Here is a 21,185-nt window from a genome sequence, read left to right on the forward strand (position 1 = left end):
TCTGCTACAATTGCTGCAAGTTGATCGTGGAAAGGAGGTTCATATGTCTACAGCCAGTGTACGACTTGACCAAGATTTAGTTGAAAAAGCCGCTATTATGGCAAAAGCATTAAACCGTACAACGCCAAAGCAAATTGAGCACTGGGCTAAAATCGGTGAAATGATGGAAGATAACCCAGACCTGCCATATGAGTTCGTCAGGCAGGCCATTATTGCAAAAGCCGAAAAAGAAGCCGGTAAGCTCGAGGAATACGACTTTGGCTAAAATTACCCAGATTCTTCAAACACCAACCTTCAAAAAAGCAGTCAAAAAACTCCACCAGAACCAAAAGAAGGATTTGGATAAGGCCGTTAAGGAGCTTGTTGATGATCCCCTTTTGGGTGAGCAGAAAAAGGGGGATCTGTCATTTCTCCGAGTCTACAAATTTAAAATGAATAAACAGCTCACCCTTCTTGGTTATAGCTATGAAGATGGAACGGTCACTCTGGAGCTAATGGCTCTCGGTTCGCATGAGAATTTTTACCGGGATGTCAAAAGCATTATCTAGGCGGACTCCATCATAACGAGCCTGTAGAAAAACCATTTTGACTGAACCTGTTTTCCGTCAATCGATTCTTCTTGGCCTCGATTCCTATTTTAAGTTCTCTTCGGTTTCCTTCGCCTTATTCTCTCTAAAACGACTCCACAAACCGTACAAAGAAGAAGCTTTTACTCCATCTAGACCCGGATTTCCCGCTTTTACCCTACAAAGTCCATCCATACCGATGAATCTTGCCGATATTGTGGAGCATCGTCATCAATTTCCATTGCCCATCGACTTTGGTGCGACCACGCAGGGAAAACCGTCGCAGCCCAAGCGTTTCGCGCAGATTGCCAAAGACAGGTTCGACGATACCCAGGCGTTGCCCGTAAATGTAGCGACCGAACACGGAATCGATCTTCTGTTTCATCCGCTCGATGATGCCGATCTTGGGACTCGATAGCGTCTCCAGCAGCACGTTGACCTGGCGGGCTCCTTTTTGGCGGATGTCTCGCAAACATTGGCTCCGCTTTGCACAGCGATCACAATCAGCCTGATAGCCCATGAATTGCATGAATAAACGCTCGCCGATCTTGGCTTTGGCGCACTTGAGCCACAGAGGGTTACCGGCCGGACAGACGCAGGTCTTGTTGGCAAGATCGACCTGAAAGTCACTGACGCTGAAGCGTTTTTTTGGGTGGCTCTTTGACGCACCGGAGTCTTGGGGCTTGTGACGTGACGCGGTCTTGAAACGGGGATCGCGGGAGCGAAAACCAGGATCGGCGATATAGCCGTCTATGCCTTCTGCTTCCAGATGCTCCAGAGTCTGTCCGCCATGAAAACCACTATCGGCCAGGATTTTGGCCTCGCTAAGAATCTCGTCACCACAGTTATGATAGTTACCGTTGAAGGCCTTGCGGATGCCCTCAAGCATCGGTTCGAGCAACCCATGCTCCTGTCCCGTACCGAAGGCTTCGGCATGCACCACCACCTGATGCTCGGCATCGACCGCGGCGACGCCAGTGTAGCCCTGAAGCACGCCGTGGCTGGTCTTCATCTTGGCGCTGTCGTTATCGGTGATGTTGCTTTTCACTTCCTTGCCGCGACGACCCTGGCGTTTTTTGTTTTCGGTCAGGAACTTCTTGATCTTACGACTGGCCTTGGTCAGAGTCTCTTTCTGTTTTTCCTCCCGCTGTCGCATGGTCGGATCGGGCGGCCCCTGTTTATCTTCTTCGCGGTGCTTGTTGAGCAGAAAGCGTACGGCCCGGTCGATCTTCTTGGCTTTCTTTTTCAAATCGTCGTGGGTGCCGCTCCACTCCTTGGAGGCGTTCGATGGCATCTTGCAACCGTCGACGGCGAACATCTCATGACCAATCAGCCCCAGGGCATCGCAAACCATCAGCACCTGATGAAACAGGTCGGCAATCTGTTCGGCAGATCCGGAGATGAAGTCGGCAATGGTGGTGAAATGCGGACGGCTGTCGGCGGACAGGGCCATAAAGATCACGTTTTCACGGCACAGCGCTTCGATTTTGCGACTGCTAGTAACTCCGCGCGAATAGGCCAGCAGCACAATCTTCAGCAGAATGGCCGGATCGTAGGCGGGACGGCCGGCTTCGTCGTTGTTGAATTTACTGTTGAAAATACTCAGGTCGAGTTCGTTGTCGACCAGGTAGTGCAGGGAATACTCGAAGGTGCCGGGCAGGATCTGCTGTTCGAAATCCACCGGCAACATAACGGTTTGCTTGTAGTCGTAGGGTTTGAAACGAGGCATGAGAAAAACCCCTTTAGCATTTCATGAAATTTTTCGCATTCTAACACATTTTTGGGTTTTCCTACAGCCTCAACGTTTGAGGTCACCGGCGGCGGTGAGCCGGGCCGACCTTGCAGAAGTCTAAACGAAAACCGCCCATGTTTCACCCGTCCGCGTGCAGTGGATGGTTCGAAGATTTTGACCACCTCATGTTGGTTGAGGTGCTTGCCAGGCAGTCATTCACCGACCTTCAAGCATGCGATCAATAAGGTTCATTGCCTTATCAATTCCCTCTGCCTCGTCTGGGGTCAATTCGTCCCGGCAAAGTGCTCTTGTGCTGGCAAGCGCTCTCCGGCAATCTTCCCACCCATCAGTCAAGCCATTCGGCGAGAAATAGGCTGGAAGAAAACGAAAGAGACACTGGAGTGCTCTTCTTTCACAAAAGCTTTCAGAGAGGAACGATAGTATCTTCCAAATCTCGTCTGACATTGTTTGCCTTCGAACGTTGCCATCACCGGCACGGATGAAGCGCAGCGGAATCCGTGTCCGAGTGAATGGAATTGTTATCTTTCTCTTTTGACCGGCTTCCAACAAACAAAGAAAATATTCCATATTTAAAAACACAATCAACATTTTGAAATCCGAGATTCCTGAGTACCTTAATCTGGGATTCAAGGGTGTCTGGGACGTTGTCGGGGTTACTTTTATACTTGCTTGGAATATTTAGGAACTTGTTTGGAACTTCTATTGTGGAATGACTTTTGATCCACTCTCGCCACAAAGACAGATGCCATTCTTCAAGCATTGTCGTTGGTGACAAAACAACGTCATAATTAAAAAAATATCCTCCTGGAGACAAATGATCAAATATATAGGAATAGAGCCTCTTTTTTTCGCTAAATGAAAGGTGGTGAATTGCCAACGAAGAATATATGAAATCGAATTTTTTGTTCAGCGGATCACTGTCGGAAATTTGTTGAAAACTTGCCTTAATAAAATCGATATTTTCTTTATTTGACAGACGCGCCTTTGCCACCGACAACATTTCTGATGACGCATCAACTAGGGTTGCGTTTAAAAACGGTGAGGCCTTTGCCAATTCATATATAAATAGTCCGTCACCACAACCAAGATCGAGAATACTTGCCGCGTTCTTTTTTGAAATAAAATTTTTATAACCTAATTTTGCAACTTGGATAAATTGGTCACGAAATGGCAAATATCGATCAGAATTATCCCTGTAATCTTGTGAGAAGTTTGAGTCGGCCCACCGTGACTCTTCAAACTTTGCCAAGGTATTCCCCCTCTCTGAACCTTCCAATCATATTTCGCGCGATAAGATAACGACTGAGCTCACCGGTGGCGCTGTGTCACCGGCGAAGCAAAAACTTAAACGAAAACCGCCCCTACATCGGCCATCCGGTGGAGTGGCTTGTTAGGGATTCCCCTTTGACTCTGGCAGAGAGTATCAACGTTGCTATCAGCGCGTTAAGAGTTAGCAGCTATCGATAGACAAACTCCTAGAAACGAACCGCCGAGGAAAACCACAATGAACGCTATATCGGTACTGCGAGCTACCCAAGTAAGCTTGGCGCCCACCAAACCAATATTTTTGGAACACACCTTGGCCAAATACCCGGGGGTACCGGCCCAAAGGAAATCCACTGAGACGCCACGCCATACCAGAATAGTGTAAACAACAAAATTTCCAATGACGGCATACAAGCCAAGAACGACTAAAGAGATGAACAAAACCATAAACATGGGTCGTCTCTGCGCGGTGCCCTAACGATATAGCTGACCGATGTGCGTAGCACTTTCGGTCGAGCGGCTTGTTATAAAACCAAGCTACTGGAGAAGCGACAATGAGCATACTTGCAAAGCACTATGTAACGACAATGCCAAACGGTGAAAAGTGGTCGGTGCCGGTCAACGTGATCGCTATTGACAGGGCAGAATATTACGCCTCTCAGTTCGGCGGCGATGTAGACCGCAGCCTGCGTGAAGACACCGAGCCTCTTTTTGAAAGCGATACCTACGAAATAGAGGATTGGGCCAAAAACAATATGAACTGGTCGGATGTTGAGGCTAGCGCCACCCTGGCGGAAAAGGGAACATGCGACTACCAAGAGGGATGGGTAAACGGAGACGCAGAAGTTTTATAACGTAGTGGTAACCGGCTGCGTCGTGCTGGTTACATTTAGTAGAAACCCCTACGGTGACCGCCCCTCTATCACCAGTCCGGTTGACCTTTTTGATACTAAGTGCAGGCCCCCTTCAGATACCGGACCATCCGGTATCCTTTGAGCAGACACCAACCCTCAAAGAAAGGAGCCTGCACCATGAGATTTTACACCAAACAACACCAGTATTATTGCGGCGTCGACCTGCATGCCGGGGCCATGTATGTGTGTATCCTTGATGCGGCCGGGGAGATCGTCGTTCACCAAAACATTCCGACCCGGCCAAAGAGCTTTCTGCGTCTGATCAAACCCTACCGCAAGTATCTGGTGGTGGCCGCCGAGTGCATGTTCACTTGGTACTGGCTGGCCGATCTCTGTGCCGATGAGGGAATCAACTTTGTCCTGGGCCATGCTCTCTATATGCGGGCCATCCATGGTGGCAAAGCCAAAAACGACCGCATCGACTCGTACAAGATTGCTGTGCTCCTGCGCGGCGGCACTTTGCCGCAGGGTTATGTCTATCCAAAGCAAATGCGGGCCACCCGCGATCTGCTACGGCGTCGCAACCACCTGGCGCGCAAGAAAGCGGAGCTGGTAGCGCACATTCATAATACGGCCACGCAGTACAATCTTCCCGAACCGCTGGGGCGCATTGCCAAGCCGAGCGAACGGGGCAATGTGCCTGCCCGCTTTGCCGAACCGGCGGTACGCCGTATGGTCGAGATCGATCTGGCAACCATCGAACATTACGAACATCTGCTCGATAGCTTGGAGCGGGAGTTGGAGCGCATCGCCAACCAGCACAATCCAGTCAACCTCGCCCTGCTTAAGTCAATTCCCGGTGTCGGTCGCATACTGGGGCTGGTGATGCTCTACGAAATCGAAGATATCACCCGCTTTCCCCGGGTGCAGGATTTTGCTTCCTACTGCCGCCTGGTGAAACCGGCCAAGGAGTCGAACGGCAAAGCCTACGGCCACAGCGGCAAGAAAATCGGTAATGCCCATCTGCGCTGGGCTTTTGGTGAGGCGGTGGTGCTAATGCTTAAAGGCAACAAGCCCGCTCAGGCCGTGGTGCAGAAACTGGCCAGCAAGCACGGCAAGGGTAAAGCCTTTGCCATTCTGTCCCATCGCCTTGGCCGGGCCGTATATTACATGCTCAAGAATCAGGTGCCTTTCGACCCGCAGCGGTTTCTGCGTCAAGGCACTTGAAGGGAGGAGGCGGATCAGCCTGACCGTCTAACTGGAAGGCATCTTGATGTGCAGATCTCTGGACGGCCGAAACGAAGCGAAGACTTCTGGGTAACAGCAGCCCGCTACCAAGGCCGTTTGATCCGCCGACTACCGCTATCCGGTTTTTTGATTGGAGGTTCGCCTCGCTCCCACATACAGCTTGCGCGATGGTCCAAAAGACCCGCGCCGGATTCTGCCCCTTCCCCGAGTCCGCACCTAACTGCGACCATCGGCTACTGGATGGACCTCGACTTTTTGATTGGACCGGCACAAGGGCACGCACGCGTTTCCAGGCGGCGAGAGCTCGACAGAGCCTCGCACAAAAGAGCCTCGATAAGTGTTTGGTGCAGAGTTCGTCTGCAACCAGGTGGAAACCCAAGTCGGAATCGGCAGGTTTCAAGGATCAGTCGCTTTTCAAAGATCAAAAAGATTCAATCTTTTTCGTTCGCGGGATTAGTTTGTCCTTGACGAACGGGGGCCTGATAAGTGTTATGTGGCGTCTTGCCAATCGTCCCAAAAATCCCAGTTGCCCCTTTGGGATGGATTTTTATCTTCTTCAGTTTGGCATATGTCAGCAATATCACCGATGGAGAACGGCAAGTAAGGGTGTCCCCTCATTGCAACCAAATACATTGAATTCGAGACTAAAGCTTCTTTAAACAATTTGCCATTTTTCAATAAGATCGTTACCTGCGCACCACCGTTAGCAAATTCCGAAAACTCGGAACATTTAGTAACTAATTCTGGTGGAAGTTGATATTTGAACTTCATTGATTTCTGTCACATAACGTCTGGGCTCAGCGCGTTTGCGGAACGCGCAGCGTTTTGCAAATCCGCTGGAGCCCCTGGTTGTGCTTGTATTTGTTTTTTTGTTAAATTCACAATTATTATTTGATTAATAACGAGACATTTTGTGGCATTATGCCTTCTTTTTTTAGAGAGAAAATTTCTAAGAAAAGAAAAGATGGTCCAAGAAGATTGCTAGGAATGACAAAGAAATAAGGGACAATAAAGGCACCAATATATGCGGAACCAAAGACAACAGCTTTAGCAAATTCAGAGGTGTCAACAAAGGGATAAAAAAATCTCGGTACGATTGTTGCCAAAATTCCCACTACCCATAACGATATAGACACCATCAGAACTGCGATCACTGATTTATTAAGCGACAAAGGAGGTTGGACATTTTTTGCTCGGAAGCAAATAATTATTCTCCGAAAAAGAAGTGCAATTTGTATATAAATTAGAGGCTTTAAAAATGAAAAAAATATACTTCGAGCCCCAGATGGAACCAGCTTATTGATGAGTAAAAGAAAATATGGTGGAATCGTTATTGCTGGGATCGATAAGGGGGTATAAATACTGTTATAATAAAACCATTTCAACTTCTCTTGTTGTGCTGGGTGCGGGACAGCGCTGGCCATTAGTTCACTGAAATAAATGCCTGTAAAAGAAAAAAAGATGCCCAGAACAATACAAATTATAACTATAAAATAAAGTTTATTTCTCATTATTAGTCCTTGTTGAGTGATAAGAGGCAACTACGGAATAATCTTGGAGCACAACGACTGGGCTCAGCGCGTTTGCGGAACGCGTAGCGTGTAGCAAATCCGCTGGAGCCCTTGGTTAGGCCAATTTGGTTATTTTTTCTGACTGAGCCAATGGTCAATTTCTTTAAGTATCCTAGGTCGGTTTTTCTTTATTGTTGCAAATTTTGGAATTCTCCCAACAATTCTCGCAATCTTCCAATCATTTCCGATTAAATTCCGTAATTCCAAATTGTCGCCGGCAATGCGGGCGCGCATAACGGGAAGCAATTCATAGTTCCAAACCCAAAACAGCCCGCCAGGTATTTCGAGTTTAAGTAATGCATCATCAGGCCAATTGATCGACCTTGAAACTCTCCCGCATTTTTGACAGGCGCCTTTACCCTCAAAATTGCCGCATACTTTTCCTTTGAGAACTTCATAGCCACCTGTTTCAGGGTCGAATTGTTCTGTTGGTGTGGGCGTTGCTTTGAATACATAAGGGCTGCCACATTTTTCGCAAATCGCATCTATCTTTTCTGGCCGTTCGTAAGTCCGATACCTGAACTCTACGGGGTTGCGAAACCTACGAATACCCCTAAAACGTGGCAATGTCTCATCTGGTGTCATATTTAGCCTAACGAGCCTGTAGAAAAACCTTTTTGACTGAACCTGCTTTCCGTCAATCGATTCTTCTCGGTCCCGATTCCTATTTTAAGTTCTCTTCGGTTTCCTTCGCCTTATTCTCTCTAAAACGACTCCACAAACCGTACAAAGAAGAAGCTTTTACTCCATCTAGACCCGGATTTCCCGCTTTTACCCTACAAAGTCCATCCATACCGATGAATCTTGCCGATATTGTGGAGCATCGTCATCAATTTCCATTGCCCATCGACTTTGGTGCGACCACGCAGGGAAAACCGTCGCAGCCCAAGCGTTTCGCGCAGATTGCCAAAGACAGGTTCGACGATACCCAGGCGTTGCCCGTAAATGTGGCGACCGAACACGGAATCGATCTTCTGTTTCATCCGCTCGATAATCCCGACCTTGGGACTCGATAGCGTCTCCAGCAGCACGTTGACCTGGCGGGCTCCTTTTTGGCGGATGTCTCGCAAGCATTGGCTCCGCTTTGCACAGCGATCACAATCAGCCTGATAGCCCATGAATTGCATGAATAAACGCTCGCCGATCTTGGCTTTGGCGCACTTGAGCCACAGAGGGTTACCGGCCGGACAGACGCAGGTCTTGTTGGCAATATCGACCTGAAAGTCGCTGACGCTGAAGCGTTTCTTGGAGTGGATCTTGGATGCTCTGGTGTCTTCGGGCTTGTGACGTGACGCGGTCTTGAAACGGGGATCGCGGGAGCGAAAACCAGGATCGGCGATATAGCCGTCTATGCCTTCTTCTTCCAGATGCTCCAGAGTCTGTCCGCTATGAAAACCACTATCGGCCAGGATTTTGGCTTCGCTAAGAATCTCGTCACCACAGTTATGATAGTTACCGTTGAAGGCCTTGCGGATGCCCTCAAGCATCGGTTCGAGCAACCCATGCTCCTGTCCCGTACCGAAGGCTTCGGCATGCACCACCACCTGATGCTCGGCATCGACCGCGGCGACGCCAGTGTAGCCCTGAAGCACGCCGTGGCTGGTCTTCATCTTGGCGCTGTCGTTATCGGTGATGTTGCTTTTCACTTCCTTGCCGCGACGACCCTGGCGTTTTTTGTTTTCGGTCAGGAACTTCTTGATCTTACGACTGGCCTTGGTCAGAGTCTCTTTCTGCTTTTCCTCCCGCTGTCGCATGGTCGGATCGGGCGGCCCCTGTTTATCTTCTTCGCGGTGCTTGTTGAGCAGAAAGCGTACGGCCCGGTCGATCTTCTTGGCTTTCTTTTTCAAATCGTCGTGGGTACCGCTCCACTCCTTGGAGGCGTTCGATGGCATCTTGCAACCGTCGACGGCGAACATCTCATGACCAATCAGCCCCAGGGCATCGCAGACCATCAGCACCTGATGAAACAGGTCGGCAATCTGTTCGGCAGATCCGGAGATGAAGTCGGCAATGGTGGTGAAATGCGGACGGCTGTCGGCGGACAGGGCCATAAAGATCACATTTTCACGGCACAGCGCTTCGATTTTGCGACTGCTGGTAACCCCGCGCGAATAGGCCAGCAGCACGATCTTCAGCAGAATGGCCGGATCGTAGGCGGGACGGCCGGCTTCGTCGTTGTTGAATTTACTGTTGAAAATACTCAGGTCGAGTTCGTTGTCGACCAGGTAGTGCAGGGAATACTCGAAGGTGCCGGGCAGGATCTGCTGTTCGAAATCCACCGGCAACATAACGGTTTGCTTGTAGTCGTAGGGTTTGAAACGAGGCATGAGAAAAACCCCTTTAGTATTTCATGAATTTTTTCGCATTCTAACACGTTTTTGGGTTTTCCTACAGCCTCAACGGTAGTGATAACCGGCTGCGACGTGCCGATCCAATTTAGTAGAGACCTTTTCGAGAATCGCCCCTGGGTCACCAGTCCGGTTAATCAATTGGTTAGAAAACCTCTTCTTATCTCCAGATGAAAGTCCCATTAGTAGCAAAATACGTGTAGAGCAATGCGCCTATAATAAAAAAGAAAAGCAGCAAAATCAGCTTTTGATCTCTTGGGGAAATTTTTCTTTTTATGTCTTCTTTGAAGATTCTCCAGGTCACTGCCCAACTAAAAAATATGATCGTCGTTACAATGATTGACACAGAGTATTTCATTTTTCTCTTTAGTTTCTAACGTCGCTCTTCAGCGGGCGCGGCCTTTTGCGATCCGCTGCAAGAGCCTGGTTAGGTTTTATTATCATCTCTTGCGACCATTAGCCCTTTTGGTTTTGACATCTCGCAAAACTCTTCTGCCGAATACTTCATAATCAAAGCAACTATGCCACTCGCTAGCATTGGCAGCCCCATTCGAAAATCACCCATCGTCGTGACGATTGCTGCCGAAAAATATCCCTCATTAAAGATCTTCGGCACTCGCTTTGACCAGAGTTTGTATATTGAGCTTTCTGGATCACAGAAAGTCTTCCACGCTATCCTTCGAAGCAAAGCAAAAGTAATCTTTCCGATTTTCTGAGGGGCTTCCGCCTTCTCCGGGGAAGGGAGCAGCTTCCTGTCGGGCGGTGGCAACTGATTGATTGAGTAATTGCGAACGTCTTTAAGGAGTTCAATCCCGGCCACCGGAACGCTATTGCCGATTAGCTTAAAAATCTCTGCGTCGCTATTTCGCTGCAATAGAAAGACAGCCTTCGCTTGAATCTCCTCAGGATCCAATACGCCTTCGTCCCTACCGATCAACTCAGTTAGGATGCATTCTTCTTCGATTCGTTCTACCAACCGCTTCTGAAACTGGTGCCGAGTCCTATCCGACTGGATATTGTTTATGTTTGAAATGACTTCTCTGATTAGCCGTTTCGCCTCGCCGGTCTTCTTCTCTCTCAGGTAACAAACAGCGAGAAGGCTAGACGCCTCCAAATATAGCCTAGTTGTTTTTCCAGCAAGTTTGCGTACCCCGACAAATCCATTTTGAGCGTAGGTAATTCTATTCGCATCCAAACACGCTTCAAATGCCCACAATTTTGCGCGCAGAAGCCGGTGGTGACGCCTGTCATTAGAAAACAGACCCTGGATTCTCGTGGCAATCTCTATTGCGCGCTCAGGCGATGCAGAACGAACCGCTGCTCGCAGTTCGCGTTCGAGCGGCCTTAACGCACTTAGCTGTTGCTCAGTCAGTTTTGTAGAGGTCACGTTCAAAACCTAACGTTAAGGTCACCGGCGGCGACGGGATGGCCGACCTCGTAGAAACCTAAACGGGAATCGCCCCTGTCTCACCCGTCCGAGTGCAGCGACTGGTTATCTCTACTCCGAATCGTTCAAATGGTGATATTGAACTCGCGCCTTCTCTGACTGGAATACAGTCCATTGAGCAATGAAGTCCGGATCTTCGTAAGTTGTCCCGTCATCAAGCTCATAAAGCCCTGGCTCAGCCTCCTCGTAAAAGTCCTCATCATAAGGCAAAGACTGCTCTGCCCCACAGGGCCGAGAGACCAAGACGGTGTTGTCATTGAAGCACAAGACCTTGCCAAAAAATGTATCAAATGACTGTTGCCCTTCATCATTAATCTTTCTAAGAGAAACCAAAATTGTCTTGCCGTCTAAGTCAAGCATAGATGTCCTGCCATTAGCTCTTGTTTTGCCTCAGTCGGAATTGGAATATCAGCCCTGTTGAGTTAGTGGGTTAAAAGTCTCCCTTTCCGGGACCCTATGGTGTTGGGCAGGCCGGATTTTTTCCTGCCGCCTTTTTTGTTTTCTTGCCTCTCGCGCTGCTTCGAGTTTGCTGTCACGTTCTTTGAATATCTGTTCTTCGCGGCCTTCCAGTTTAACTTTGGGGGCCACGTAGCCCAGCGCGCTGTGCAGTCGCTCGTCATTGTAGTAGCGAATATAGTCTGCCACTTGTGCTCTGGCCTCTTCAAGCGACAGTGGGACTTTTGGGCGGATACATTCCTGCTTGATGGTGCCGTGGAAACGCTCCAGTTTGCCATTGCTTTGCGGATAGTAAGGCGATGTCCGTACGTGGGTCATGCCTGCCACCCGGATAAACTCTTTGAAGTCCTTGGCGATAAACTGAGGGCCGTTGTCGGAAATGATCCTCGGGGTGGCGGCGGGATGCTTTTCCCGGGCTCGTTGGAGGATGATTTCCACATTTGCTTCGGTCATCGCCTCGCGTAGCTCCCAGTGGACGATGTAGCGGCTACAACCGTCCAGTAGGCAGCATAGATAGTAAAAGGTGCCGCAAATATTGATGTACGAAACATCAATATGCCAGTGTTCGTGCGGCTTGAGCGGCTGAACGAAGCCGGTTCCTTTTTTCGACTGTTTGCCGTTCCAGCGCCTGAGCAGTCCTGCAGCATTCAGAACACGATAGACGCTGCTGGGGCTGACGGCAACAACATCCTGATCGAGCATCATGAACGTCAAGCGGCGGTAGCCCTCCTGGGGCTTCTGCTGATAGAACTTGATGATCGCCTGCTTCTCCTTTTCTTCCAGCCAGAAATCGCGGGGGATCAAGGCGTTGTGCTCGTTGGCTTTGCCGTAGCGCTGCTGCCAGTTGTAAAACTTACTGACAGCCAGGCCCAGCCAGTCGATTATGTGCGTCACTGCGATGCCGGTGCGTTTTGCCCAGTGTTTGACAAAATCGATAACGGCATCGCGAATATCATGGGGCACCCAGGACGCTTTTAGAGTTCCCCAAGATCTTTTTTTAACTGAACGTGCTCCTCCATCAACTCAGAGAGGACTTCGTTTTTGGTCTGCAATTTGGCTTCGAGTTGAGCGATCCGTTTTTCATCAGATGTCTTTTTGCGAGAGTTGCTCTTTTCGAATGCGGCAGCGCCGTTCTCAAAAAATTCCTTCTGCCAACGGTAGAAAACCGTGGGTTGAAGCTGATATTCGTCACACAGATCCGAGACCGGTATCTGATCGACAAGATGCCGCTTGAGAATAGCAACCTTCTCATTGCCGGTGTAATTTTTACGTTGTTTTCGCATGGTTAATTTCTCCGTTCGCATAGTCTAACTCAAACGGAGCGATTCTCCAATTCACGCTGAACCAAGACACTCTGAGATAACGTTTAGCTAAGGGGCCGCAAGGCTTATACCCTGAAACTGACTTAGCATTTATAAGTTTGATTTACTTCTGTGTTACGCACAAAGCCGTAGCCTCTTGCGGTCCCTCTTGAGCGCCTTGATACTAAGTGCAGGCCCCCTTCAGATACCGGACCATCCGGTATCCTTTGAGCAGACACCAACCCTCAAAGAAAGGAGCCTGCACCATGAGATTTTACACCAAACAGCATCAGCATTATTGTGGCGTCGATCTGCATGCCGGGGCCATGTATGTGTGCATCCTCGATGCGGCCGGTGAGATTGTTGCTCACCAGAACATCCCGACCCGTCCTAAATCTTTTCTGCGCCTGATCAAACCATATCGCAAGGATCTCGCGGTGGCGGCCGAGTGCATGTTTTGCTGGTACTGGCTGGCCGATCTCTGCGCCGAAGAAGGGATTGCTTTCGTCCTCGGCCACGCCCTGTATATGCGAGCCATTCATGGCGGCAAGGCCAAGAACGACCGCATCGACTCGCACAAGATTGCGGTACTGCTGCGCGGCGGAACCTTGCCCCAGGCCTATGTCTATCCCAAGGGCATGCGCTCCACCCGCGATCTGCTGCGCCGTCGAAACCACCTGGCGCGCAAGAAGGCGGAACTACTTTCCCATATTCAGAATACGGCCACGCAGTACAACCTGCCCGAACCTCTGGGACGCATTGCCAAGCCGAGCGAGAGGGGCGACCTGCCTGCCCGCTTTGCCGACCCGGCGGTGCGTCGTATGGTCGAGGTCGATCTTGCAACTATTGAACATTACGAGCATCTGCTCGATGGCCTGGAGCGAGAACTGGTGCGCATGGCCACGCTGCACGACCCGGTCAATTTGGCGCTGCTGCAGTCAATTCCGGGTGTCGGTCGCATCCTGGGTCTGGTGATGCTCTACGAAATCGAAGATATTGCGCGCTTTCCCAGGGTGCAGGATTTCGCCTCCTACTGCAGGCTGGTGAAGCCGTCCAAGGAATCGAACGGCAAAACCTACGGCCACAGCGGCAAAAAGATTGGCAATGCCCATCTGCGCTGGGCTTTTGCGGAAGCGGTGGTGCTGATGCTTAAAGGCAACAAGCCCGCTCAAGCTGTGGTGCAGAAACTGGCCAGCAAGCACGGCAAGGGCAAAGCCTTTGCCATTCTGTCCCATCGCCTTGGTCGGGCCGTGTATTACATGCTCAAGAATCAGGTGCCTTTCGACCCGCAGCAGTTTCTGCGGCAAGGCACTTGAAGGGAGGAGGCGGATCAGCCTGACCGTCTAACTGGAAGGCATCCTGATGTGCAGATCTCTGGACGGCCGAAACGAAGCGAAGACTTCTGGACTAAGAGCCCGCACTAAGGCCGTTTGATCAGCCAGCTACCGCCATCCAGCGGCGATTGATTGGAGGTCCGCCTCGCTCCTACGTTCAGCTTGCGCGATGGTCCGAAGGACCAGCGCCGGATTCTGCCCCTTCCCCGAGCCCAAACCTAACTGCGGCCATCAGCTCCAGGATGGACCCCGACTTTTTGACTGGGCCGGTATAAGGGTACGCACGCGTTTCCAGGCGGCGAGAGCTCGACAGGGCCTCGCACAAAAGAGCCTCGATAAGTGTTTGGTGCAGAGTTCGTCTGCAACCAGGTGGAAACCAAAGCCGGAATCGGCAGGTTTGGAAGATCAGTCGCTTTTCAAAGAGCAAAGAGATTCAATCTTTTTCGTTCGCGGGACTATTACGTCCTTGACGAACGGGGGCCTGATAAGTGTTATACAGGTCATTTTATAGATCGTTCATTCTCTTTTGCATTCTTTGCTTCTTCATCTGTATATATTATTCCACCTCGTTGGGAAGTACCTGTTTGAGTGATTGGCATTACATAAGGTTTATTATTTTGTTGATTATCATCAGAGCCCTTTATTAACCACCAAGATATGCGTCCACATATTAGCCCAAAACCACACCCAAAGCCCGCAAGCACCAGTACTGTTGGCAAATCAAACACACCATAAATTATACTTAATGCTGGCGCAGAAATTAAACCAGAGAAGTGGCCCCCATCCTTAGGACAGGTTGGCGGCGAAGTTAAGGTGGATCGCCTTCATGTTTATGCCGCCAGAGAAAGTGCCGGCCCAGCGTAGCCCGGCCGGGGTTTCTGCCAATATGCCTCATCTGGTGTTTTGTCGTCCAGACTGGAGTGAGGCCGCTTCGTGTTGTAATGGTCGATCCAGCGTTTGAGACCTTGCCGGACCTCGTTGCCGGTCTCGAAAGCATGCAGGTAAATGCACTCGTATTTCAGGGAGCGCCAGAGCCGTTCGATCATGACATTGTCCATCCAGCGCCCTTTGCCATCCATGGAGATGCGAATCCCAGCATCTTTGAGCACCGTAGTGAAGGCGTCGCTGGTGAACTGGCTCCCCTGATCAGTGTTGAAGATCTCGGGTGTGCCGTATCGGTGCAGCGCTTCTTCAAGAGCCGCCACGCAGAAGTCGGCATCCATGGTGCTGGACAATCGCCAGGACAAGACCTTGCGACTGGTCCAGTCCATGATCGCTACCAAGTAGAGAAAGCCGCGCCGCATCGGAATATAGCTGATATCGGCGCACCAGACCTGATTGGGCCGGTCAATTTTCAAACCGCGCAGCAGATAGGGATAGATCTTGTGCTGCGGATGCGGTTTCGAGGTGTTCGGCTTCTGGTAGATGGCCGATAGCCCCATCATCTGCATCAAACGGCCGATCCGCTTGCGGTTGACGGCATGTCCTTCCCGGCGAAGGTGTCGCGTCATCTGCCGAGCACCGTAGCAGGGCGTTTCAAGGTGCTGCTCGTCGATCAGGCGCATCAGTTCCAGGTTCTGCGCACTCTCGCCAACAGGCCGGTAATAATAGGCCGATCGCTGGATGCACAGTAACCGGAACTGCTGAGCAATGCTGAGTTGGCCATGGTCTGGCTCAACCAGTTGTTTCCTTCGGGCGGGACTCAGCGACAACGCTCGAAGGCTTTGGCCAAAAAATCGCGCTCGACGGTCAGTTCTCCGATTTTGGCATGCAGGTCCTTGATCTGGGCCTCGTCTGCTTTGCCTTTGCGCTCGGGGGCTCCGGAAAAGCCTGCTGCCATGTTATCGATGGCCTGTCGTTTCCAGTTGGTGATCATGTTGGGATGCAGCTCATAACGGCTGGCCAATTCGCTGATAGTCTGGTCGCCACGAATTGCCTCAAGGGCCACTTTGGCTTTGAATTCGGCTGAGAAACGTCTACGTCGGGTATTGCTCATGGGTGTTCCTCCTTCGTCAGTGTGCGGTAACCCACCTTAACACACTGTCCGAAAATCGGGGACCACCTCTCAGCAAGACCACCATATATTGGTCTTTTTATTCCAGCAACACATGAAATGAAAACGAATAATATTAGTTGATAGGTCATGAATTTTGATTATTTGGTATAACGACTGTGCTCAGCGCGTTTGCGAAACGCGCAGCGTTTTGCAAATCCGCTGGAGCTCTTTGTTATATTGCCTTTACTCAGGGGGAGCGATGAGTTCCAGGTTAGATTGTGGGACATCAATATCACCCGAGCCATCACCCAACTCGACGAGGTAAGTAGTTTCAGGGTTAACAGCCTGCAGGGAAATCACGGCACCCACCTTACCAGCATTTGGTCCTCTAATAATTCGAACGCCATCGTTGATGACGAATTGAATACGATCATCGGCTTTCCCAGAGTAAAACTTGTCATGGTCTTCTTTGGTGGGGCTAATCATGGTCGCCTTCAATATAACGATTGAGGTCACCGGCGGCGACGAGCCGGGCCGGCCTGCTAAAAACCTAAACGAGAACCGCCCCTGTCTCACCCGTCCGAGTGCAGCGATTTGTTCGCGCAAGCGCTATTTCTTTACGAAAAATCTCCTAAAAAGCTTCGGTTTATAGAGTGAATGCCAGCGGTAAGGGGTGACGCGTTTAGCGAGGCCCTTCGACACCACTTTGTTCGCTCGTTCTTTCAAACTCGCAGAGGGCATCGTAGGTCGCCCTGCTGTCAAATTCCTTCCCAACGACTTGCTCATGCTCTCGTTCGAATGAATCCGACACTAATCCTTGCCGAATCATTGTGATAGCCGAGACCATTTTGTCCAAGAACAACCAATCAGCATCCGTTATATCGCTGGAGCGGCCGGATCGGGCGTACCCGTCGATATCACCACCGGCCCAGATGTACTCGTTGAGTTTGTCTTGTGTAATCATGTCATTGAGCGAACGACTTAGCTCACCGGTGGCGCTGTGCCCCTGGCGAAGCATAAACTTAAATGTGAACCGCCACTGTTTCACCCATCCGGTGGAGTGGCTTGTTAGGTGTTGTTTCTCTGGATCTTCATGTTGAGGATTGTGGCAATAATGACAACTAAGACCAATAGACCAATTCCAAAAATCCAAGCCAAAGTTGTTTCTTTATTAAATGCAAATGTCAGTAGTGCACATGCCCCTAGAACATAGCCTGCCATTGTTCCACCTATTTCAAACTTATCTTTTGTGCAATATCTCGGACTATTTATGCTTTTTTCGTACGGGGTTCTTTTGATTAATGACGCGCACGTTGAGATGCAAAAAGAAACTATTGAAAGGACCGTGAAGACCAGAGCAGAAATGCTTGGCTCCTTTGAGTTGAGGACAACTATTACGCCCAAAATAAGGGCGACAACTTTTTTTTGGTGCTTTAGTTCAATCATGCTTGTTGGCACCTAACATTGGTGATAGATGGAAAATTTTCCACCTATCACCCTTATAGCGTGGAAAGTTTTCCATCTATCCTGATATTGAGAGGTGAAAAGTGGAAAATATCCCCTTGATTTTTCCATGTGCTGATATTATAAATTTTTCTTATGAAAAACAAGTCAAAATTCAGACCAAATCCTGAGCTAAAACTCATGGATCAAGTTCGCGAGGTCTTGCGTTACCATCATTATGCCTACCGAACCGAGCAAACCTATTGCGACTGGATTGTGCGCTATATCCGGTTCTTTGGGGCGAAATACCACCCCTGCGATATGGGCAAAAAAGAGATCGAGGCTTTTTTGAGCCACCTGGCAACGGATTGCAAAGTCTCGGCAAACACTCAACGTCAAGCACTGAACGCTATCGTGTTTTTATACAGACAAGTTCTTGACCAACCGGTGGATGAGCTCATCGAGCATATAAAAGCCAGAAAAAACCGACGTCCACAGGTTGTGCTAAGCCAAAGCGAAGTTCAACAGGTGCTGGCCCGGATGACAGGGACGCATCTGTTAATGGCTCAGCTTCTGTACGGTGGCGGTCTGCGATGGATGGAATGTATCCGATTACGCGTGCAGGATCTTGATTTCGAAAGGGATTTGATCTACGTGAGGGATGGTAAAGGCGGGAAAGATCGAACCACGACCTTTCCAGCTTCGATAAAGAATGGCTTACAGACGCATGTCGACAGAATTGGGCAACTCCACGAACAGGATCTGGCCAAAGGATACGGAAGCGTCTATCTGCCCAATGCACTTGACATAAAATACCCAAATGCGGAAAAAGAATTCGCCTGGCAGTATGTTTTCCCAAGCAAACGCCTGAGCACAGATCCACGTTCCGGCAAGATTCGCCGCCATCATGTCCTTGAGTCCGGCTTGCAAAAGGCGGTAAAGGTTGCGGTAAACCGTGCCGGAATCCATAAAAGAGTCGGCTGTCATACCTTTCGCCATTCGTTCGCGACCCACTTGCTGGAAAACGGTGTGAATATCCGCGTGGTGCAGGAACTGATGGGGCATGCCGACGTCAAAACCACCGAGATTTACACCCATGTCATGGCCAAAAATATTGATGCTGTGACCAGCCCGCTCGATGTGCTATAGGGTACTTTGTCTTCGTGAAGTTTGCTAACTGCCGTATTTTTTACTTCTCTTGATCCCGCACCATCCCCACCCGCAGGTTCCTGTGATCTGCGCGGCCGTGATCATCCACCACCCGCACCACAAAATTTCCACTGACCGGTGACCAGAAAAAGTTTTCCCCGGCTTTGGATGTGCCGACAAAAGTGTCATCGACAAACCAGAACAGTTGCCGCACATCGGCGTCGGCGACGGCGCTGAATGGGATCTTTGCCGTGTTAAGAGTTTCGCTTTGCAGGCGGTAGGCGAGACCGGCCACCGGTGACTGGATCTTCGGTGCGGCTCCGGACAGGCTTTGCGTGTCGAGATCGCAGTCCGCTTCAAATGGTGGCGGGGTTTTAAGGGCGATACCGGCCTCACGAAAGATCCGTTGCAGGTCGGAGGGCCAGAACTCAAAGATACGCATTTCGGTGCGGCCCGGCTGCTGCCGGCAGGCGCGCAGACCGGTCTGGCTGTCCACCGGCACGGCGCGGTGAATGGCCGAGACTTTGATCGGTGAGACGCCGGGAATGAACCAGGAGGGGGTTGTGCGGGGGCAGTAGCGGCCGGGCAGGTCGCCGGTGTCGGCACACATATCCACCTGTTTTACATTAAGCAGACCGGGCTTGAGATTGCCGGTGGCCTGCCACGGCTGTGCGCCGCTCAGACTCTGGAAAATCTCGAACAGCAAGGGACCGGCGGCCTGGCGGCCGACGAAGGCGCGGTTTCCGGAGCCGTCGAAATTGCCGATCCACACCGCTACCACATAGGGCCCGGAGATGCCCACTGCCCAGGCATCGCGAAAGGCATGGGAGGTTCCGGTTTTCCAGGCGACCTCCATGCCGGTGGAATGTTGGCCGGGCAGGGGGGCGCGCAGCGCTGGCGGGTTGTCGCTCAGGATGTCGAGGATCAGGAAACAGGCCTCCGAACTCAAAGGCGATGACGGATTTTCCGATTTGGAGGCGGTGTTCAGCATGCGCAGTGGCTGCAGCCTGCCGCCGTTGGGCAGCATGGCGTAGAGCTTGAGCAGGTCAAGCATGGTCAGCTCCACGCCGCCCAGCGCCAGAGCCAGGCCGTAGTAGCTCGCCGGTTTTAGATTTTGCACTCCCGCGTTTTGCAGCAGTTCGTAGAGCCCTGGCGGATGCACCTTGGCCTGCAGGGCGGCGGCCGGCACGTTGCGGCTGGCGATGAGGGCGTCTCTTGCCAGCATCGGACCGAGGAAGGCCTGATCGTAGTTTTCCGGGGCGAAACCGCCGTAGCGGTGCGGCGCATCCTTGAGCATGCTCATCGGGTGGATCAGCCCCTGATCCATAGCCAGAGCATAAACGAAAGGTTTGAGGGTCGAACCGGGGGAGCGCTGCGCGCTGCAACCGTTGACCTGGCCCTGGATCGCGGCATCGAAGAAATCAGCGGAACCGACCAGCGCTGTCAGCTCCATGGTCTGGTAATTAAGGATAGCCACAGCGCCGTTGTTGATGCCGACATCCTTGCGTCGCGCCACATAACGGGCCAGATGTTGCTCGGCCATGCGCTGCACATCGCCATCGATGGTGGTGTCGATGTGGCCGCCTTGCATGAGTGGCAGGTGCCGCTCCAGCTCGGTGGTCAGGTGCGGGGCGCGAAACGGCAGCTGTTCAGGCGGGCGTATCTGCAGGGGCATGTCGAAAAAAGACTGCTGCGTCGCTGCGTTGGGGTGTTTCGCCAACCAGCGTCGAAACAACGGATCCCGGGCGACTTTCAGTGCTTGAAAGCCCTGCTCGGTGGTGGGGTTCCGCCTGACCGGATTCTGCGGGACCACGCACAGGCTCAGCGCCTCGGGCAGGCTTAAATCCTTGGCCGTCTTATTGAAATAGATCAGGCTGGCCGCTTCGATGCCCTCGATGTTGCGGCCATAGGGGGCGAGATTCAGATACGCCTCGAAAATCTCGTCTTTGCTGTAATGCCGGGATAACTGCAGCGCGCGCAGGATCTGCACCAGCTTGCCGCTCAGGTTGCGGGTTTGCAGATGCCAGCGCAGGCGGGCAACCTGCATGGTGATGGTTGAGGCGCCCACCGGGCGCTCGCGCACGACGTAACTGGTCCAGAAGGCGCGCAGCAGGGCCAACGGATCGACACCGGGATGCCGGTAGAAATCATGGTCTTCGTAGAGCAGGGTGGCTTCGCGCAGGGCCGGGGCGATTTCCTGCAGCGGCACCTGCAAACGGTAGCGGTCATCGTCGGCCAGGGTCAGGCGCAACAGCTTTCCCTGACGATCGAAGAAGGCCCGCGAACTGCTCTGGTAGCTCAGCAGGTTTGGTCGGGGAATGGCTAGAATCGCAGCCGTGGTCACCAGCAGCAGAATCACGGCTGCGCGCAATGTTTTATTCATCGTCAAAAACCAAAAAAATCTGTCTCACGCAAAGCCGCAAAGTCGCCAAGTAAAGCACTTCAGAATCATA

Annotated in this window: 21 protein-coding genes; 6 read left to right on the plus strand and 15 right to left on the minus strand. The window is 51.2% G+C overall.

Going from position 1 to position 21,185, the window contains the following annotated elements; all coding sequences use genetic code 11:
- Positions 1-43 precede the first annotated feature (43 nt).
- Both PCAR_RS03325 and PCAR_RS03330 read left to right on the plus strand, forming a co-directional pair.
- Positions 44-265 (plus strand): TA system antitoxin ParD family protein, encoded by a 222-nt coding sequence (locus tag PCAR_RS03325; RefSeq protein WP_011340217.1) that lies wholly within the window; start codon positions 44-46, stop codon positions 263-265.
- Positions 258-548, plus strand: coding sequence for a type II toxin-antitoxin system RelE/ParE family toxin (locus tag PCAR_RS03330; protein ID WP_011340218.1), 291 nt, complete (start codon positions 258-260; stop codon positions 546-548). Before PCAR_RS03325 ends, PCAR_RS03330 begins: the two co-directional genes overlap by 8 nt.
- Positions 549-744: 196 nt before the next feature.
- Here PCAR_RS03330 and PCAR_RS03335 read toward each other — a convergent pair whose 3' ends face one another.
- Both PCAR_RS03335 and PCAR_RS03340 read right to left on the minus strand, forming a co-directional pair.
- Positions 745-2,295 (minus strand): transposase, encoded by a 1,551-nt coding sequence (locus PCAR_RS03335; protein WP_011340219.1) that lies wholly within the window; start codon positions 2,293-2,295, stop codon positions 745-747.
- A gap of 490 nt (positions 2,296-2,785) precedes the next feature.
- The gene (locus tag PCAR_RS03340; protein ID WP_148204290.1) at positions 2,786-3,568 is read right to left on the minus strand and encodes a class I SAM-dependent methyltransferase; all 783 of its coding nucleotides are present in this window, start codon (positions 3,566-3,568) and stop codon (positions 2,786-2,788) included.
- Positions 3,569-4,139: 571 nt separating this feature from the next.
- Between PCAR_RS03340 and PCAR_RS03350 the strand changes: the two genes are divergently transcribed.
- Positions 4,140-4,439 carry a hypothetical protein gene (locus PCAR_RS03350; RefSeq protein ID WP_011340222.1) on the plus strand — a complete coding sequence of 100 codons (300 nt, stop codon included), beginning with the start codon at positions 4,140-4,142 and terminating at the stop codon, positions 4,437-4,439.
- Between the two features lie 177 nt (positions 4,440-4,616).
- On the plus strand, positions 4,617-5,666 hold the full coding sequence (locus tag PCAR_RS03355) for an IS110 family transposase (protein ID WP_011340223.1): 1,050 nt from the start codon (positions 4,617-4,619) through the stop codon (positions 5,664-5,666).
- Between the two features lie 510 nt (positions 5,667-6,176).
- Here PCAR_RS03355 and PCAR_RS03360 read toward each other — a convergent pair.
- From PCAR_RS03360 to PCAR_RS03400, 8 genes are all read right to left on the minus strand, one after another.
- The gene (locus PCAR_RS03360; protein ID WP_011340224.1) at positions 6,177-6,458 is read right to left on the minus strand and encodes a hypothetical protein; all 282 of its coding nucleotides are present in this window, start codon (positions 6,456-6,458) and stop codon (positions 6,177-6,179) included.
- A 116-nt stretch (positions 6,459-6,574) separates the two neighbouring features.
- Complete coding sequence (locus tag PCAR_RS03365) at positions 6,575-7,198, minus strand: hypothetical protein (RefSeq protein ID WP_011340225.1); 624 nt, start codon at positions 7,196-7,198, stop codon at positions 6,575-6,577.
- A gap of 129 nt (positions 7,199-7,327) precedes the next feature.
- Positions 7,328-7,843 carry a hypothetical protein gene (locus PCAR_RS18560; protein ID WP_011340226.1) on the minus strand — a complete coding sequence of 172 codons (516 nt, stop codon included), beginning with the start codon at positions 7,841-7,843 and terminating at the stop codon, positions 7,328-7,330.
- Between the two features lie 191 nt (positions 7,844-8,034).
- Positions 8,035-9,585 (minus strand): IS1182 family transposase, encoded by a 1,551-nt coding sequence (locus PCAR_RS03375; RefSeq protein ID WP_011340227.1) that lies wholly within the window; start codon positions 9,583-9,585, stop codon positions 8,035-8,037.
- Between the two features lie 448 nt (positions 9,586-10,033).
- On the minus strand, positions 10,034-10,993 hold the full coding sequence (locus PCAR_RS03385) for a hypothetical protein (RefSeq protein ID WP_041531231.1): 960 nt from the start codon (positions 10,991-10,993) through the stop codon (positions 10,034-10,036).
- A gap of 111 nt (positions 10,994-11,104) precedes the next feature.
- On the minus strand, positions 11,105-11,413 hold the full coding sequence (locus PCAR_RS03390) for a hypothetical protein (RefSeq protein WP_041531232.1): 309 nt from the start codon (positions 11,411-11,413) through the stop codon (positions 11,105-11,107).
- A gap of 48 nt (positions 11,414-11,461) precedes the next feature.
- Positions 11,462-12,472 (minus strand): IS3 family transposase, encoded by a 1,011-nt coding sequence (locus PCAR_RS03395; protein WP_011340232.1) that lies wholly within the window; start codon positions 12,470-12,472, stop codon positions 11,462-11,464.
- An 11-nt stretch (positions 12,473-12,483) separates the two neighbouring features.
- Complete coding sequence (locus tag PCAR_RS03400; protein ID WP_011340233.1) at positions 12,484-12,792, minus strand: transposase; 309 nt, start codon at positions 12,790-12,792, stop codon at positions 12,484-12,486.
- Between the two features lie 284 nt (positions 12,793-13,076).
- Here PCAR_RS03400 and PCAR_RS03405 point away from each other — a divergent pair, with 284 nt between their 5' ends.
- Positions 13,077-14,126, plus strand: a complete 1,050-nt coding sequence (locus PCAR_RS03405; RefSeq protein WP_011340234.1) for an IS110 family transposase — start codon at positions 13,077-13,079, stop codon at positions 14,124-14,126.
- 518 nt (positions 14,127-14,644) lie between these two features.
- Here PCAR_RS03405 and PCAR_RS18565 read toward each other — a convergent pair.
- The 4 genes from PCAR_RS18565 to PCAR_RS03430 all read right to left on the minus strand — a co-directional run bounded on the left by PCAR_RS18565 (position 14,645) and on the right by PCAR_RS03430 (position 17,293).
- Positions 14,645-14,863, minus strand: a complete 219-nt coding sequence (locus tag PCAR_RS18565) for a hypothetical protein (protein WP_148204291.1) — start codon at positions 14,861-14,863, stop codon at positions 14,645-14,647.
- Between the two features lie 111 nt (positions 14,864-14,974).
- Positions 14,975-16,140, minus strand: a protein-coding gene (locus tag PCAR_RS03415; RefSeq protein ID WP_245523310.1) for an IS3 family transposase whose coding sequence is annotated in 2 segments (ribosomal slippage) — positions 14,975-15,873 and positions 15,873-16,140 — 1,167 coding nt in all. Because the reading frame shifts where the segments join, the coding sequence is not laid out codon by codon here.
- A gap of 243 nt (positions 16,141-16,383) precedes the next feature.
- The gene (locus tag PCAR_RS03425; RefSeq protein ID WP_041531234.1) at positions 16,384-16,746 is read right to left on the minus strand and encodes a hypothetical protein; all 363 of its coding nucleotides are present in this window, start codon (positions 16,744-16,746) and stop codon (positions 16,384-16,386) included.
- A 76-nt stretch (positions 16,747-16,822) separates the two neighbouring features.
- On the minus strand, positions 16,823-17,293 hold the full coding sequence (locus tag PCAR_RS03430; protein ID WP_148204292.1) for a hypothetical protein: 471 nt from the start codon (positions 17,291-17,293) through the stop codon (positions 16,823-16,825).
- A 446-nt stretch (positions 17,294-17,739) separates the two neighbouring features.
- Here PCAR_RS03430 and PCAR_RS03440 point away from each other — a divergent pair, with 446 nt between their 5' ends.
- A complete protein-coding gene (locus tag PCAR_RS03440; RefSeq protein WP_011340240.1) occupies positions 17,740-18,732 on the plus strand; it encodes an integron integrase in 993 nt (330 codons plus the stop codon).
- Between the two features lie 40 nt (positions 18,733-18,772).
- Here the strand turns inward: PCAR_RS03440 and pbpC are convergent, their stop codons facing one another.
- Positions 18,773-21,115, minus strand: coding sequence for a penicillin-binding protein 1C (gene pbpC / locus PCAR_RS03445; protein ID WP_011340241.1), 2,343 nt, complete (start codon positions 21,113-21,115; stop codon positions 18,773-18,775).
- Positions 21,116-21,185: the final 70 nt, after the last annotated feature.

It is taken from the genome of Syntrophotalea carbinolica DSM 2380, from assembly GCF_000012885.1.
Lineage (GTDB): Bacteria > Desulfobacterota > Desulfuromonadia > Desulfuromonadales > Syntrophotaleaceae > Syntrophotalea > Syntrophotalea carbinolica.